Raw genomic sequence first — 18,402 nt, forward strand, 5'->3', positions numbered from 1 at the left:
TTCGGCCATGAAGGATTTACAGGAACGCATCAAATCGTTGTCGCCAGAACAGCGCAAAGTATTTGAAGCCCAACTGAAAAAAATGGGCATCGAAATCCCGCAAGAGCAAAAAGAGGAAGACACGATCGCACCGCGCGGCCACAACAATCCGAGCCCGTTGTCCTATGACCAGGAGCGCCTATGGTTCTTTCAGCAGATGGAGCCGGACAAATCGACGTACAACGTTTATACAGCATTGCGCTTCAAAGGAGTCTTGCATATCGACTTGCTGGAGCGTGCAGTGAATGGGATCGTGGCTCGACATGAGGCATGGCGCACGATTTTCCGGATGCAAGCGGACGGTAGTGTCGTACAGATTGTCCAGCCGAACGTGGAGATCAAAGCGGAGCTGATCGACTTGCGTCATTTGCAGGAATCGGAGCGTGAAGAGGCGCTGGAGACAGAGAAATTCCGCGAATCGAATCGGTTGTTCGATCTGGAAAACGGACCTCTTTTACGCGTGATGCTCGTTCGGATGAGTGATGAAGACACCGTCTTCATCTTCTCGATTCACCATCTGGTGATGGACCGCGTAACGTTTTCGATGTTTTTCCACGAATTGAAAGTCAATTACACCGCGTACTTAAACGGTGAAGAACCGCAGTATGCTCCACTTCAATTGCATTATGCCGACTTTGCGGAATATCAGCGCAACACTTTACAGGGCGCTGAGATGGAAAAACAGCTTTCCTACTGGCGCAAACATCTGGAAGACTCTTCGCTCATCCTGAATCTGCCGACCGATTATCCGCGTTTAGCCGATCAGGATTACAAAGGGGCGCGACACCACTTTGAGATTCCGCAGAGCCTGTTTCAAGACCTGAAAGCGTTGGCCCGCCAAGAAAACGCGACCGCAAACATGATCACGATGGCAGCCTATAAAGTCCTGCTCTACCGCTATACTGGACAGCCAGACATCATCATTGGTACCCCGCTTGCCAATCGTGACAAAGTGGAGATGGAAAACATCTTTGGATACTTCCTGACCACAATCCCGCTGCGCACCGATCTGGCAGGTGATTTGCCGTTTCGCGAAGTACTTCGCCGCGTGAAAAATACTTCATTTGGCGCGTATGATTACAAAAACACACCGTTTGGCCTGATACTTGATGACATCAAGCCGGAGCGCGACGCTTCACGCAACCCGATCTATCAAGCGGTGTTCGTGTATGTTGACGTTCCAGAAGAAAAGTTTACTTTGCCTGGCATTGAAGTTGACGGCGAATGGATCGATAACCAGACGGCCAAATACGACCTCTCCCTCGCCATCGTGGAAAATGACGACGGCCTGAGCTTGTTCGAATATCGTGCCGATCTGTTCGAGCATGAAACGATTGTGCGCATGGCTGAGCATTACATGAATCTGCTTTACGCCATCGTGGACAACCCAGACAAGAGCATTTCCGAATTGGCGATGTTGACCGATGTGGAACATACTAAGCTGTTTAAAGAATGGAACGTGAAACAAGAACTCTCGACACAGCCAACTCTGCATCAATTGTTTGAAGAGCAAGCTGCGAAACGCCCACATGCGGTCGCGGTCACGGAAGAAAATACAATCCTGACTTACGCAGAACTGAATGCTCGCGCGAACCGATTGGCACATCGCCTGCAAAAGTTAGGCGTCGGCCCGGAGTCGTTGGTCGGCCTTTGCGTCGAGCGTTCGACCGATATGGTCGTTGCAGTGCTCGGGATTTTGAAAGCAGGAGGTTCCTACGTTCCGCTCGATCCGACCTACCCGCAAGACCGTCTTGCATTTATGTTGGAAGACTCGGCTGTGTCTGTGTTAGTCACACAATCGAATCTACTGACGAACCTGCCTGCTCATCGTGCGCAAGTGGTCACCCTTGACCACGACGCTGCTGGGATCGCTGAAGAAAGCGCAGACAATTTGGAAAGCAGAGCAACGAGAGATACGCTTGCGTATGTCATTTACACCTCTGGCTCGACAGGGACACCAAAAGGAGTTCTCGTTCCGCACGGCAATGTGGTGCGCTTATTCAGCGAGACAGAGCATTGGTTCCATTTTCACGAACGGGACGTCTGGACGCTGTTCCATTCTTACGCGTTCGACTTCTCGGTCTGGGAACTGTGGGGGCCGCTGCTTTCCGGCGGTAAGTTGGTGATCGTGCCGTACCACGTCACCCGTGAACCGGACGCCTTCTATGACCTGCTCGTCCGCGAAGGAGTGACCGTGCTTAACCAAACGCCGTCCGCTTTCCGACAATTGATGCTGGCTGAAGAGCGCGTTGGACTGTCGCCACAGCTCGCATTGCGTTATGTGATTTTCGGTGGAGAAGCATTGGAAATTCGATCGCTTGGCCCATGGTTCGACCGACATGGTGATTCGAAACCGCAACTGATCAACATGTATGGCATCACAGAAACGACCGTTCATGTCACCTATCGTCCGCTCTCTGGTGATGACTTGGCCTCTAAAGCATCTGTGATCGGCCGTCCGATCCGCGACTTGCAAGTATATCTGTTTGACAATTACGGACAGCCGGTACCGATCGGCGTTCCCGGAGAAATCTGCGTTGGCGGTGCAGGTCTTGCGCGTGGATATTTGAATCGCCAAGAACTAACGGAGGATCGCTTTATCCAAAAAGAGATCAACGGTGTTTCCGAACGTCTTTATCGCTCCGGTGATTTGGGTCGTTACTTGAGCAATGGTGATCTGGAATACCTTGGTCGTATTGACCAGCAGGTAAAAATTCGCGGGTTCCGTATTGAACTTGGTGAGATTGAAGCGGCGGTTGTAGAACATCCGAGTGTGCGATCTGCGGTAGTCATCGACCATGAAGATGAGCGGGGTCACAAGCGGCTCATCGGGTATGTGATTCCGTATGCGAGCGGTGCAGTCTCTTCACAAGAACTTCGACATTATTTGAAAGAGCGTCTGCCTGAATATATGGTGCCGGCGTTGTTCGTCAGCGTGGAAACGATTCCGCTCACCGCCAATGGCAAGGTCGATCGCAAAAAGCTTCCAGCACCGCAAGCGATGGTTTTGGAAGATGCGGTGATGCCGACCAATGATGTGGAAGAAGTGTTGGCGAAGATTTATGCCGAAGTTCTACGTTTGGAGCATGTCGGGACTCACGACAATTTCTTTGATCTTGGCGGAGACTCGATCCTTTCGATTCAAATCATCACTCGCGCTGCCCAAGAGGGTCTGCGCCTGACGCCAAAGGACATGTTCAAATACCAGACCATTGCTGAACTTGCCATCGTTGCTGGCAAGGCGGCAATTGTCAAGAGCGAGCAAGGTCTCGTAACTGGCGAGGCAGCGCTGACCCCGAGTCAAGAGTGGTTCTTTGAGCAAAACCTGCTTGAGCAACATTACTGGAATATGCCGTTCTTACTTGAGGTGCGCCAGCGCGTCGATCTCGATCTATTACAAGCAGCATTTGGGGAGCTGATGAAACATCATGATGCTCTGCGCATGCGATTTGTCAAAGGCCAAAATGGCTGGTCACAATTCAATGCCGATCTGAGTGATGACGTGCCGTTCGTAGTAATCGATTTAAGCCATGTGCCAAGCGATCTGCAGGAAGCGGCATTGGAAGAAGCGGCGCTCGAACTGCAAAGCGGTCTGAACTTAACTGACGGTCCGCTTGTACAATTTGCCTATTTCAATCTGGGACCGGAAAAAACGGGACGCCTATTATTCGCGATGCACCACTTGGTGATCGACGGTGTCTCATGGCGAATTTTGATCGAAGATTTGCGCACTGCATACATGCAATTGCAAAACGGACAAAAAGTAAAATTGCCGCCGAAGACTACCTCGTACCGCTATTGGGCTAACCGTTTGAACGAGTATGCGCAAACTGCGACGGTTTTGAGCGAAGCAGATTATTGGCTCGAAGCAAGATGGCATCAGGTGAATGCACTGCCTGTGGATCAGAACGGTGAGAACATCGAATCATCTGTTGACATCGTCAGCGTCTCGCTCCCGAAAACGGAGACACAGCAATTGCTGTATGATGTGCCGAAAGCGTACAACACGCAGATCAATGACGTTTTGCTCACCGCGCTTGCCAAATCGATTGCCAACTGGACACAACAGCGTACACTGCTTGTCAACATTGAGGGTCACGGCCGCGAAGACCTGATGGAGGAGATCGATCACTCCCGCACGGTCGGTTTCTTCACCTCAATCTATCCGGTGCTGCTCGACATAGGATTCGACAAACGCTTAGGTGAGCAGATAAAAGCGGTCAAAGAACAGCTGCGCGCGATCCCGAACAAAGGGGTCGGTTACGGCATTCTGCGTCATCTTTGCCAGGTGGGTTCGGTGGCGGAGCGCCTGAAGTCATTGCCGCAAGCGGACATCTCTTTCAACTATTTGGGCCAGTTTGATCAACAGGTATCTGGTGATGCATGGTTCGGATTTGCCAGCGAATCGATCGGTTCCCCGCGCGCTCAAAGCGGCAGCCGCTCTCACAGCTTGCAAGTGTCAGCGACTGTGCTAAGCGGTGAGCTCGAAGTGGTCTGGGAGTTTTCCAAGAACCTCCACAAGCGCGAGACGATCGAGCTCATCGCTCAGAACTTTCTTGCCGAATTGCAAGCTTTGATCGAGCACTGCCTCGACCCGAACGCTGGAGGTTTCACTCCGTCCGATTTCCCAGAGGCGAATGTCAACCAGCAAGACCTCGACAAGTTTTTAAGCTCGTTCGGCAAAGTGGGGGGCAAGGAATGAAACGCGAAAACATCGAGTCTCTGTACGAGCTGACCCCCCTGCAGCACGGCATGTTATTCCATTCGTTGTATGCCCCCGATTCGGGGGTGTACGCAGTACAGATCAACTTTACACTGGAGGGCTCATTTGATCAAAGAACGTTTATCCGCGCCTTTCAAAAAGTGATCGAACGCCATCCGATTCTGCGAACCGCTTTTTATTGGGAAAATTTAGATAAACCACTGCAAGTGGTAGGCAAAGAAGTGGAACTTCCCTTTCAATACTTGGATTGGCGCGGGCTTTCGCAGGAAGAGAAGCGGCAGAAAGTGATCTCCATTCAGGAGCAAGACCGTCTCCAACCATTCATTTTCACCGAAGCCCCTGTCATGCGAATCACCTTGATGCAACTGTCTGAGCAGATTCACAGTTTGAGCTGGACTTTTCATCACATACTGCTCGATGGCTGGTCGCTGCAACTGGTGTTGCAGGAGCTGTGGCAACTCTACGAAGCGTACCAAGACGGGCAGGAGTTGAGCCTGCCCCCAAGTCAGCCGTTTCGCAAGTATTTGGCTTGGCTTCAGCGGCAGGATATGGGGCAGGCCGAAGCGTACTGGCGCACGGCATTACAAGGGTTTGTGGAGCCGACTCCGCTGCCGCTCGACTTTGGCAAACGCCAATTGTTCGAAGGGGAAGCGCGGACGGCGAGCCTCGATCTCAATCTGTTGCCCGCTGTTCATGAAAAACTGCAACATGCCGCCCGAACGTTTCAGGTGACGCTCAACACCCTGTTGCAAGGAATCTGGGCACTTTACTTGAGCCGGGCATCAGGTGAGAGCGATGTCGTCTTTGGCTATACTGTTTCGGGACGTCCTGGCGATCTGCCCGGTGTGGACATGATTGCTGGGATGTTGATCAACTCATTGCCGGTGCGGGTGAGCATCGATCCTGACGCTTGGCTTGGCACGTGGCTGAAAGACTTGCAAACTGAACAGTTGGAAGCACGTCAGTATGATCACAGTCCGCTGATCAGCGTGCAGGAGTGGAGCGATGTACCGCGTGGTACACGTTTGTTTGAAACACTGTTCGTCTTTGAAAACTTTTTGGACGAAGAGGGACAGACAGAGATCAAACGCTCCTTGAAGATCACAGACGATCCGACAGATCACCCAAACTCCTTTCCGCTGACACTGACGGGCATCCCGACTCGGGAATTCATCCTGCGCATGCAGTATGATACGACTCGTTACGATCAAGCGACAGTGCAGCGCATCCTCGACCATCTGTCGGTGATGTTGAACACCGTTGCCGAGCGTCCGGAAGTAAAACTGTTTGACATTCCGCTCTTGACCGACGCAGAGCGAGAAGAAGTGGTAGTTTCTTGGAACGCGACAGAGATCGATTTTCCTCGTGACCGTTTTTTGCATCAATATGTAGAAGAACATGCTGAGCACTGTGCCGAGGCTCTAGCGATCATCTCGCCGGAAAAAACATGGACGTATGGTGAACTGAATGCATATGCCAACCGCCTTGCCCACTTTTTACTCGCCCATGGTGTAGGACCGGAACGTACGGTTGGCGTTTTGATGGAGCGTTCACCGGAGCTGGTCGCCGCTTATCTCGCGGTATGGAAGTGCGGGGCCGCTTTCCTGATGATCGACCCGAAAACGCCGGGCGAACGAGTACGTTTTATGCTCGATGATGCTGACACCATGCTGTTGTTGACGCAAGCAAGCCTGCACGAACTGGTCGATTGGTCGGGCGGACCTGTTTGGCAACTCGATGCTGACGCGGATCTTTTGGCCAAGGAAAGCACAGAAAATTTGAAATCTGTATCGGAGCGGGGCCATCTCGCCTGTGTGCTCTACACCTCAGGTTCGACCGGAACACCAAAAGGAGTGGAGTTGGAACAGGCAGGCATTCTAAATTACATGCATTGGTGTGCCCGGTTGACGAGACTGACTTCAGCAGATCGCACCACGCACATTTCTGGGCTAGGCTTCGACGGGACGCTGTTAGAGCTGCTCCCAGCCTTGTGCGCTGGATGTACGATCATTCAACCCGATGCGGAAGTGCGCTATTCTCCGCAAAAGCTGCATGCTTGGATTTTGGAGCATGAAGTGAACGTAGCTTATGCGACGACCGCACTGACCGAATCGTTGATGGCGCTGCCATGGCCGAAGGATACGAAGTTTCGGATCCAACTGACTGGCGGCGAGGCGATGCGCACATATCCTTCAGTCGATTTGCCGTTTACGGTGATCAACGGGTACGGCCCGACCGAAGCGACCATCTACACCACATTTTTCGAGGTGCCGACGACACCTGCAGGCGACCATCTGCCGTCGATCGGACGACCGCTGGCGAACATGAAAGTTTTCGTGCTCGACGAGCAACAAAATCCCCTGCCCGTCGGGATGCCTGGCGAACTGTATGCGGGGGGAATCGGGGTCGGTCGCGGCTATCTGAATCGTCCCGAATTGACGGCGGAGAAGTTTGTGGACACTTCCTATGGGCGCTTGTACAAGACGGGTGACAAAGTGCGCTGGCTGCCCGATGGAAATTTGGATTATATCGGACGAATCGACCAGTTGGTGAAGATTCGCGGATTCCGCATCGAGCTTGGTGAGATCGAGGCTGCTCTGCTCAAGCATCCAAAGGTCAAAGACGCCGCTGTGCTGGTGCGAGAACAGCAGATCATCGCGTATGTGGCAGGAAGCCAGGTCCCGTCCGCACAGCAACTGCGCCTCTTTTTGCAAGGAAATCTGCCGGAGTTTATGCTCCCGTCCTATTTTGTGGCGTTGGATGCCCTGCCGCTCAATGCGAATGGCAAGATCGATCGCCGAGCCTTGCCTGCGCCGACCCGTGAACATGCGGCCGGGGCGGAAGAAACGGTGTTGGCGCGAACGGAGACTGAGCGCAGTCTGGTCGAGATTTGGCAAAAAGTGTTGCGCCTGGATGACGTGGGCGTGACCGACAATTTCTTTGCGCTCGGTGGACACTCTTTGTTGGCGACACAAGTGATGGGACAGATTGCGGCTGTGTGCGAGGTGGAACTTCCACTGCGAGCGCTGTTCGAATCACCGACGATCGAAGCGTTGGCGCGGTTGATCGAGGACAAGCAGAACGTCCCATCCGAAGTGAGCGCTATTCTGCCGATCGACCGCAGCGAACGCCTGCCTTTGTCGTTTGCGCAGGAGCGCCTGTGGTTCTTGGAGCAGTTCAACTCCAATTCGGCCGCCTATAATGTGCCGATCGCGTTGCGGATGACAGGACGTTTGAACGTTGAGGCATTGAAACAAAGTTTCAATGAAATCATGTCGCGCCATGAAGTGCTGCGCACGTCGTTTACGGCGGTGGACGGACAGCCGGAACAAGTGATTGCAGCCAAACTGGAGATGCCGTTTACCTTGCTTGACCTCTCGCAGATGCAAACAGATGAGGCGGAGTCGCAAGCGGCGCAGGAGGCGGCGAAAGAAGTCGAGACCCCGTTCGAGTTGACAGATGGCGCTTTGGTGCGAGCTACGCTTTTGCGGATCGCAGAAGAAGATCATGTGCTCCTGCTGACGATGCATCACATCATTTCGGATGGCTGGTCGATGGGAATTTTGATCGATGAACTTTCGAAACTCTATGCTGCGTTTGCACAAGGGACCCCGTCATCGCTCGCTCCTCTGCCGATTCAATATGCTGATTTTGCGCACTGGCAGCGTGAATGGTTCCAAGGGGAATGGCTGGAAGAGCAGATCGCCTATTGGAAGAAAATTCTAAACGGCGCGCCATCTGTCCTGCCCTTGCCGACCGACAAGCCGCGCCCTGCGGTGCAGACCTATCGGGGGGCCAACCGAGAGATCGTGCTTTCTGCTGAGCTGACCGAGCGGTTGAAGGTGCTGAGTCAACAGGAAGGCGCGACGCTGTTTATGGCCTTGCTGGCGGCGTTTAACGTGCTGATGGCGCGTTACTCAGGTCAGGAGGACGTCGTGGTCGGAACGCCGATCGCGGGCCGCACCCGTCCGGAGACGCATGATTTGATCGGCTTTTTCGTCAATACGCTCGCCTTGCGCACCGATCTGTCGCGCGATCCGAATTTCCGAGAGTTGCTGGCCCGAGTTCGCGAAGTGACGCTGGGCGCATACGCACATCAGGACCTGCCGTTTGAGCGGTTGGTACAGGAAGTGCGTCCTGAGCGCGATATGAGTCATGCGCCGTTGTTTCAAGTGATGTTCGTACTACAGAATGCACCGATGGATGATTTCAATTTGACTGGGCTTACGCTGCATGATTTTCCGGTCGAGTGGGGCACGTCAAAGTTTGACCTCACCGTTTCGGTGCAAGAAGAACATGGCAGCTTGCGCGGCTTTGTCGAGTATAATACCGACCTGTTCGAAGGCGAGACGATCGATCGCCTGATCGAGAATTTCCGCCTGCTATTGGCAGGCTTGGCTGACGATCCGGAGTGTTCGGTATATGTGGTGCCGATGGTGACGGACGAAGAGCGACGTTTGCTACTGGAAGAGCGATCAGGCAACTCGGTGCCATTTGATGAGCAGGCGTGTGGGCATCATCTCTTTGAGCGGCAAGTGGAACGGACGCCCGATCTGATCGCCGTGGAGTTTGGCGAAGTGAGTCTGACCTACCGCGAACTGAACGAGCGCGCCAACCGCCTTGCCCATCGTCTGCAAAAGCTTGGTGTGGGGCCTGATCAATTGGTCGCCCTCGCGGTAGAACGTGGGCCGGAGATGATCGTCGGTCTGCTCGGCGTATTGAAAGCGGGTGGCGCGTATGTGCCGATCGAACCGGAATATCCGGCCGAGCGGATCGCCTATCAACTTGAAGATGGCAAGGTGTCCGTTTTGCTGACACAGTCGCACTTGGCCGCTGGCCTGCCGACGGAAGGGGTAGAGCTGATCTGCCTCGATGCGGAAACGTTTCTGGATGAGCCAGCTGGCAATCCAGAAAGCGCTGTGTCGGCGCATCATTTGGCTTATATCATCTATACGTCCGGCTCCACCGGAAAACCAAAAGGCGTGTTGATCGAACATCGTAGCTTGGTCAATTTCACCGAAATGTACATCCGCACGTTCGATGTGCAGACAGGGTCGCGATCGTTCCAGTTTTCCTCGCTCTCTTTCGATGCGTCCGTGATGGATATTTTTCCAACGCTCGCTGCGGGAGCGACCGTGGTGTTGGTGAAACGGGAAGAGTTGCTGCCAGGTCCGCAGTTGCAAAAGCTGATGCGGGAAAAACGCGTCAATCGCATGTTTGCAACGCCTTCGATGATGATGCAGCTGCCAAGCGAGGATTTACCCGATCTGCACACGGTGCTCATCGGCGGTGAGGCTGTGTCGAAGGAAGTGGTGCAGCGGTGGAAGCAACCGGGCAGGAAGGTCTATAACGTATATGGCCCAACCGAAACGACAGTTATATCAACAGGCGAGGAATATGACGGTGAGAGCGTACCACCGATCGGCGGGCCGCTGTCAAATGTGCGTTTGTACGTACTGGACGCCAAGATGCAGCCCGTGCCGATCGGTGTGCCAGGTGAGCTGTATATCGGCGGGGCCGGTGTCGCGCGCGGGTATTTGAATCGCTCCGAGCTGACGGCAGAAAAGTTCGTGGAAACTGCATATGGTCGCCTGTACAGAACGGGTGATGCGGTGCGCTGGCTGGCGAGTGGCAAACTGGAGTATTACGGTCGCATCGACTTGCAGGTGAAGATTCGTGGATTCCGCATCGAGCTTGGTGAGATCGAAGCGGTGTTGCGCCAACATCCAGCCGTGCAAGATGCTGCTGTTCTGGCCGTGCAGGACGAAACGGGGGATCGGCAACTTGTCGCGTATGCGGCGGTCGGGACGGCTGAATCTCCTGCTCCGGCAGAGTTGCGTGCCCATTTGAAAGCCGCTTTACCTGAGTTTATGGTGCCAGGGCTGTACGTGATGATGGATGCACTGCCACTGACGATCAACCGCAAAGTGGACCGCGCCGCGCTTCCCGCTCCGGATCGCAGCCAACTGACGGACGATCAAGATGTCATCTTGCCGCGCACACCGCTGGAAGAAACGGTAGCGCACGTTTGGAGAACCGTGTTGCGCGTACCACAGGTGGGCGTACAGGATAACTTTTTTGAACTGGGTGGGCACTCGCTGCTCGCGACGCAAGTCATGTCCCATTTGACATCGGCTCTTTACGTGGAGTTGCCTTTGCGTGCTTTGTTCGAGTCACCGACCGTCGAGGGATTGGCCGCTCGTGTCGAGCAAAAGCTTCGCGATGGCGGGGCGGTGCAGGCTGCGCCGCTTGTGGCGATGTCAAAAGATGGTGCGTTGCCGTTGTCATTTGCTCAAGAGCGTGTGTGGTTCTTTGAGCAATATCACGAGGGAACGGCTACGTACAACATGCCGTTTGCCTTGCGCATGCAGGGGCGTTTGCATGTCGAAGCGCTGCAACGGGCGTTCGATGAAATTTTGCGCCGTCATGAAGTCTTGCGCACAGTATTCGTAACGCATGATGGGGAAGCGGGACAGGTGATTATCGAGGAGGTCCGTACGCCGTTTGCGACGATTGACCTCACCGGACTGGATTTGATCGAGCGGGAGATGCAGACCGTCTTGACGGCGATTGAAGAAGGCGACAAACCGTTCGATTTGACCACAGGACCGATGTTGCGCGCTGTGCTCCTGCAGTTGGCCGAAGCGGAGCATGTGCTGTTGATGACTTTGCATCACATCGCCTCGGACGGTTGGTCGATGGGGATCTTGATCGAGGAACTATCTGTGCTGTATGCAGCATTTGCTGCTGGGAAACCGTCCCCCTTACCGCCGCTTCCGGTTCAGTATGCCGACTTTGCGCGCTGGCAACGTGAAAAATTCCAAGGTGGCGCGCTGGAGGCGCAGCTTAGCTATTGGAAGCAACAACTGAACGGCGCATCTTTTGTACTGCAATTGCCAACCGATAAGCCGCGCCCGGCGGTGCAGACCTACAATGGGGCGATCCGAGAGTTCACGCTTGGCTCCGCACTGTTCCCGAGATTGCGGGAACTGTGTCAGCAGGAAGGTGTCACCTTGTTCATGGCGCTTTTGGCGGCGTTTAACCTGTTGCTCTCCCGATTGTCTGGACAGGAGGACATCCTGGTCGGATCACCGATTGCTGGACGAACGAAGCAGGAGACGGAAGGTCTGATCGGCTTCTTCGTCAATACGTTGGCTTTGCGCACCGACTTGGCGGGCAATCCGAGTTTCCGCGAACTGCTGACCAGAGTGCGGGAGACGACGCTCGGTGCTTATGCGCATCAGGATGTGCCGTTTGAACGACTCGTGCGAGAAGTGCAGCAGGAACGCGATTTAAGTCATGCACCAGTGTTTCAAGTGATGTTCGCCCTGCAAAATGCACCGATGGGCGATTTCGAACTGCCTGGGTTGACCTTGTCCGATTATCCGGTGGAAAAATCGTCCTCCTTGTTCGACATGTCATTCTCTTTGCATGAAGGGGAACACGGTCTGCAAGGGAGTGTGAGATACAACACCGACCTGTTTACCGAGGAGACGGTGCAACGAATGGTGGAACGCTTTGAGATGTTGCTCGAAGGCATCTTGCACTCGCCCGATCTGGCCATGGCCAGTTTACCGATTCTTACCGGAGCAGAACGCCAATTGCTGGAGAAATGGAACGATACGACGGCTCCTTTTTCGGAGGATCTCTGTGTGCACCACCTGTTTGAGCGGCAAGTGGAGAAATCGCCGCAACGAGTGGCTATCGAGTTTGGCGACGTCTCTCTGACCTATCAAGCACTGAACGAGCAAGCCAACCGTCTGGCGCATTACCTGCAAAAGCTTGGTGTAGGCAGTGAGCAACGGGTCGCCATCGCGGTGGAGCGTGGGCCGGAGATGATCATCGGTCTGCTCGGCGTTTTAAAAGCGGGCGGCGCGTATTTGCCGATCGACCCGGCGTATCCGACCGAGCGGATCGCCTATCAGTTGGAAGACGGCAAGGTGGCCGTGCTGCTGACCCAATCGCACTTGGCGTCCGACTTGCCGCACGGCGGGGCAGAAGTGATCTGTCTCGATACGCAGTCATTTGCAGACGAGTCGTCAGCCAATCCAGCAAGCGGTGTGCAGTCGGACGATCTGGCCTATGTGATTTACACGTCGGGCTCGACAGGCAAGCCGAAGGGCGTGTTGATCGAACATCGCAGTGTGGTGAATTTTACCGAGATGTTCATCCGCGATTTTGACTTGCAGGAAGGCACGCGTTGTACGATGTTCCCGTCGTTCTCGTTCGATTCGTCAGTCAAAGATCTCTATCCGCCGCTTGCAACCGGTTCGACGATCGTGCTGTTCACGCGTGAGGAGTTGATGCCAGGGCCGCATCTACAATCGTTGTTGCGGCAAAAACGCGTCAACCGCATCTCGACGACCCCGGCGATGCTGGCCCAGTTGCCAAGCGGGGATCTGCCCGACTTGAACACGGTGATCTGCGGTGGTACGGTGTTGCCGCTGGAAGTGGTCGAGAAATGGCGACAGGACGGGCGCAACATCTACAACGTGTACGGCCCGACCGAAACCACCGTCTTTGTCACCGCAGAACACTGTGACGGTGAAAAAGCACCGACCATCGGCTCACCGCTGCAAAATTCTACGCTACATGTCTTGGATGCGCAGATGCAGCCAGTGCCGATCGGCGTGATAGGCGAACTGCACATCGGTGGTGTTGGCGTGGCCCGAGGCTATCTGAACCGGGCCGATTTGACGGCGGAGAAATTTGTGGAGACGCCGTATGGACGACTGTACAAGACGGGCGACGCGGTGCGTTGGCAGCCTGATGGCAAGCTGGAGTATGTCGGGCGGATCGATCTGCAGGTGAAAATACGCGGGTATCGCATCGAACTTGGCGAGATTGAAGCGGTGCTGCGCCAACATCCGATCGTACAGGACGCGGCCGTCGTGGCCTTGCCCGATCAGTCGGGCGAAAACCAACTGGTCGGCTATGTGGCGGTCGGGGAACAGCATGCTCCTGCCTCCAGCGAACTGCGCGCTTATCTGAAAGCGTTGTTGCCAGAGTTTATGGTGCCGGGGATGTTCGTGATTTTGGCGGCCTTGCCGCTGACAGTCAATCGCAAAGTGGATCGGGCTGCGTTGCCTGCGCCAGATCGCAGTCAACTGGTGGAGACGGCTGAGCTCGTTTTGCCACGCACGCCGCTCGAACATACGGTGGCCGATGTGTGGCGCAAGATCCTAGGCTTGTCACTTGTGGGCGTGAAAGAAAACTTCTTCGAACTGGGTGGACATTCGCTGTTAGCGACGCAGGTCATGGCGCATCTGCGCTCTGCATTGCATGTCGAGTTGCCGCTGCGAGCGCTGTTTGAGTCACCGACGGTCGAGGGGTTGAGCGTCCGTGTAGAGGAAAAGCTGCGCGAAACTGGCACAGCCAAATCGTTGTCCATTTCGCCTGTGCCGCGCGAAGAAGCGTTGCCGCTGTCGTTTGCGCAGGAGCGTTTGTGGTTCTTCGAGCAGTTCCATCAGAGGACGTCCACCTATAACATGCCGTTTGCACTGCGCATGAAAGGGCCAGTTCACCTAGCCGCGCTGCAACGGACGTTTGATGAAATTTTGCTCCGACATGAAGTATTGCGCACTTCGTTTGTCACGCAGGCAGGCGAAGCGAGGCAGAAGATCAATGCGGATACGACATGGCCGATTACGGTGGTGGATCTCTCCGAGCTGTCCTTGATCGAGCGCGAGATGCAGGCCGTCTTGACGGTGATTGAGGAAGGAGACAAACCGTTCGATCTGACCCACGGGCCGATGCTGCGTGCCGTGCTTTTGCGAATGGCAGAGCAGGAGCACGTGTTGCTCGTGACGATGCATCATATCGCTTCGGACGGCTGGTCGATGAGCGTGTTGCTCGAGGAATTGTCTGTGCTCTATGAGGCGTTTGCAAGTGACAAACCTTCGCCGCTCCCTGAGCTTCCAGTGCAGTATGCAGACTTTGCGAACTGGCAGCGCGAATGGTTCCAAGGCGAGGTGCTGGAAGAGCAGTTACACTACTGGAAGGAACAATTGCGTGATGCTCCTTTCGTGTTGGATTTGCCGACCGATAAACCGCGCCCTGCGGTGCAGACGTATAACGGGGCGATCTGCGAGGTGTCGCTTGCCTCTGGCATTTTGCCGAAACTGAAAAAGCTGGGCCAGCAGGAAGGCGCGACCCTGTACATGACCTTGCTCGCGGCGTTCAATCTCTTGCTCAGTCGCTTGTCGGGCCAAGAGGACATCGTGATCGGCTCGCCGATCGCCGGGCGGACGCACAAGGAGACGGAAGGATTGATCGGCTTTTTCGTCAACACCTTGGCGCTGCGCACCGATCTGTCGGGCGAGCCGAGCTTCCGCGCACTGTTGAGCCGAGTGCGCGAGACGACGCTCGGGGCGTATGCGCATCAGGATCTGCCTTTCGAACGCCTCGTGCGGGAAGTGCAACCGGAGCGCGATATGAGCTATGCCGCGCTATTCCAAGTGATGTTCGCGCTGCAGAATGCTCCACGGGGCGATCTGGAGCTACCTGGGCTTACGTTGACCAATTTCCCGATGGAAAAAGCGACCTCGATGTTCGATCTTACGCTCTCGCTGTATGAAGCGGAGGACGGACTGCACGGGAGTGTGCAGTATAACACCGACCTGTTTGCTGAAGACACGGTGCAGCGCATCGTCGAACGCTTTGGGGTATTGCTCGAAGGAATTGTGAGCACGCCCGATCTGGCGGTACAAGAACTGCCGCTGTGGACTGAAACGGAGATGCGTCTCCTGAAACAATGGAATGAAACGGCAACAGCGTATTCGAAAGACGCCTGTCTGCATCTCTTGATCGAAGCTCAGGCGGAGCGCACGCCAGATGTGATCGCAGCGGAGTTTGAAGGACGGACGCTGACCTATCGTGAACTGGACGAGCAGGCCAACCGCATCGCGCGCGTGCTACAAGAAAAAGGAGTCGGGCCGGATCGGTTGGTAGCGATTGCGGTAGAGCGCACGCTGGAAATGGCGGTCGCTGTCCTCGCTGTGCACAAGGCGGGTGGGGCCTATGTGCCGCTTGACCCCGCCTATCCGAGCGAGCGATTATCGTACATGCTGGAGGACGCACAGGTCGCGTGGATCTTGACTGTGGAGCAGTTGCGATCCTCTTTGCCGAAGACGAAAGCCGAGTTGGTGCTGCTCGATGCAGACTGGTCGGAAGTGAGCGCGGAGCCGGTGCAAAGCGCAGTAACACCCGATCATCTGGCCTATGTGATCTACACGTCAGGCTCGACAGGTCGTCCGAAAGGCGTCATGGTGATGCACCGCAGCTTGGCCAATTTTGTGGAAGCACAAGGGGCGCGGAATCGATGGGAGCCGGGCGACCGCGTTCTGAAATTCACGTCGTTCGCCTTTGACGCATCCGCTTGCGACATGCTGGTCCCACTGACCAGAGGGGCGACCGTCTGCTTTGTCCGCAACACGTTGCCAGGACCCGCGTTGAACTGCCTGCTCCGCGAGCAAAAGATCACCGGTGCCTGCATCCCACCGTCCGCTTTGGCGATGTTACCGGAAGACAACTTGCCCGATCTGCGCTTGATCATGACGGGCGGTGAAGTCGTATCTGAAGAATTGATCTCACGCTTTGGCAAGGGACGCGAGCTGTATGTCGAGTATGGGCCGACAGAAGCCACCGTCGCCGTCACCGCGATGAAAGCTCAGCCTGGTGATCGCACCGGGTTGCTCGGAGCACCGCTTCCCAATGTCAAACTGTACGTGCTGGACACTCATCTGCAGCCGGTGGCGATCGGCGTAGCAGGCGAATTGCATGTGGCCGGTGTGATATTGGCGCGCGGCTATCTGAATCGCCCGGAACTTACGGCGGAGAAATTTATCGAAGTGAACGGCGAGCGCATGTACAAAACTGGCGATCTTGTGCGCTGGCTACCCGATGGAAACCTGGAGTTCTGCGGGCGGATTGACGATCAAGTGAAACTGCGCGGCTTCCGCATCGAACTTGGCGAGATCGAACAACTCTTGCGCAAACACCCGGCGGTTCAAGACGCTGTGGTGCTCGTCCGCGAAGACGTGCCGGGAGATCAGCGTCTGGTCGGCTATGTAGCGGCAACAGAGGCGGGATCACTGATTCAGGCGGAGCTTCGCGAGCACTTGTCCGCGCGCTTGCCAGACTTTATGGTGCCATCCGTTCTGGTTGTGTTGGACGCTTTACCGCTCACTCAGAACGATAAAGTGGATCGCCGCGCTTTGCCAAAGCCGCAAGCGAGCAGTGCGGTGCGTGAGGCAGAGCTTGTCGCACCGCGCGATAAGACCGAATTTGAGGTGAGCCGCATCTTTGCCGACTTGCTCGGTGTGGAGAACATCGGCAGGCACGACAACTTCTTCTCTCTCGGCGGCCACTCGCTCTTGGCAGTACGTCTGTCTGCGCAGATCATGCACTCGTTCGGACAGGAACTTCCACTCGCACACCTGTTCAAGCACGCGACTGTCGAGGCCATCGCCAATCACCTACGCCAAGGGGAACAGATATCCTACTCGCCGCTGGTCGAACTGCGCAAAGGGGAAGGTGATCCGTTCTTCTGCGTTCACGCAGTCGGGGGAAGCGCTCTGTCGTTCCTCGAGCTGGCTCAGGCAAGCGGCGATCACCTGCCGTTCTACGCCTTCCAAGCCAGAGGGCTTGACGGAGGCGAAGCGGCGTTTGAAGACATCGAGACGATGGCAGCCTGCTATGTGGCCGAGCTTACCGCGATGCAACCGGAAGGCCCGATTCATCTTGGCGGCTGGTCGTTCGGCGGCTCGGTCGCATACGAGATGGCGCGTCAGTTGCAGTCAGCGGGGCGTGAAGTGGCATCGTTGGTCTTGCTCGACAGTTATGCTCCAACCCTGCTCGAACAGGAGGATACGACACTGTCGTCCTTTGCAGCCGACCTTGCCGGGCAGTTCGGGGTGACCTTGCTCACCGAGGAGTTGGCCGAGCTCTCCCGTTGCGACGAGGAGACCGCGCTTCGCAACCTGCACCAATCGGTTGCGACCGAACTCGGACTGGAACAGTTGACTCGCCTTTACAGCGTTTTCAAATCGAATCTCACAGCACTCCATGCTTACACCCCGCAAGGTGTAGCCCAAGTGCCGACCACGCTCTTCCTCAGCGAGCGAAGTGCGGGACACCCGCTCGCACCGACACTTGGTTGGGGCGAGTTGGTACAGCAGGTGGAAGTGCATAAAGTGGCAGGAGATCATTTCACGATGTTGCAGCGACCACACGTGGCAACATTGGCAGAAAGTCTGCTCACCCTGATGAAGCAAACGGTTCGTAAAAGTTGACATAAAAAAGGCTTCTCACTCTGGTGAGAAGCCTTTTTCCTTTTCCATCAGTTTTTTCACATTCGGTTTCGGATTCCAGCAATCGAATTGGTACTTCGGATTCGTATCAAAGCCCAGTCGGGCGCATTTGCTGATCGAACGACCCGCCACTTTGTTCACAGCATAGTGCTGGCAAGTGGCGCAGCAATGAAATCGGTTCATCAACATCACCTCACCATTCTATTTCTGCATCGTCGGATGTAAACCTGCTTTAATAAAATTGCAACCAATTTGATTTGATCGAAGAGGCATATAAATTATACTGTGCGCAATTCTAAAATTTCAGGGAGGGATTGGTCTGGCTATTAT

Annotated in this window: 3 protein-coding genes; 2 read left to right on the forward strand and 1 reads right to left on the reverse strand. The window is 55.1% G+C overall.

Annotated features, from left to right (window positions below):
• The first annotated feature begins 7 nt into the window (after window positions 1-7).
• Together CIG75_RS06625 and CIG75_RS06630 are read left to right on the forward strand one after the other, a co-directional pair.
• The gene (locus tag CIG75_RS06625; RefSeq protein ID WP_094235927.1) at window positions 8-4,741 is read left to right on the forward strand and encodes a non-ribosomal peptide synthetase; all 4,734 of its coding nucleotides are present in this window, start codon (window positions 8-10) and stop codon (window positions 4,739-4,741) included.
• A complete protein-coding gene (locus CIG75_RS06630) occupies window positions 4,738-18,054 on the forward strand; it encodes a non-ribosomal peptide synthetase (RefSeq protein ID WP_094235928.1) in 13,317 nt (4,438 codons plus the stop codon). Before CIG75_RS06625 ends, CIG75_RS06630 begins: the two co-directional genes overlap by 4 nt.
• Window positions 18,055-18,069: 15 nt before the next feature.
• Here the strand turns inward: CIG75_RS06630 and CIG75_RS06635 are convergent, their stop codons facing one another.
• Window positions 18,070-18,255, reverse strand: coding sequence for a hypothetical protein (locus CIG75_RS06635; RefSeq protein WP_094235929.1), 186 nt, complete (start codon window positions 18,253-18,255; stop codon window positions 18,070-18,072).
• Between the last annotated feature and the right edge of the window lie 147 nt (window positions 18,256-18,402).

The organism is Tumebacillus algifaecis, assembly GCF_002243515.1.
GTDB lineage: Bacteria > Bacillota > Bacilli > Tumebacillales > Tumebacillaceae > Tumebacillus_A > Tumebacillus_A algifaecis.

What these genes read in the sequence shown, in the direction of transcription:
- CIG75_RS06625 (WP_094235927.1), top strand. Translation starts at nt 8, where the DNA reads ATGAAGGATTTACAGGAACGCATCAAATCGTTGTCGCCAGAACAGCGC.
- CIG75_RS06630 (WP_094235928.1), top strand. Translation starts at nt 4,738, where the DNA reads ATGAAACGCGAAAACATCGAGTCTCTGTACGAGCTGACCCCCCTGCAG.
- CIG75_RS06635 (WP_094235929.1), bottom strand. Translation starts at nt 18,255, where the DNA reads ATGAACCGATTTCATTGCTGCGCCACTTGCCAGCACTATGCTGTGAAC.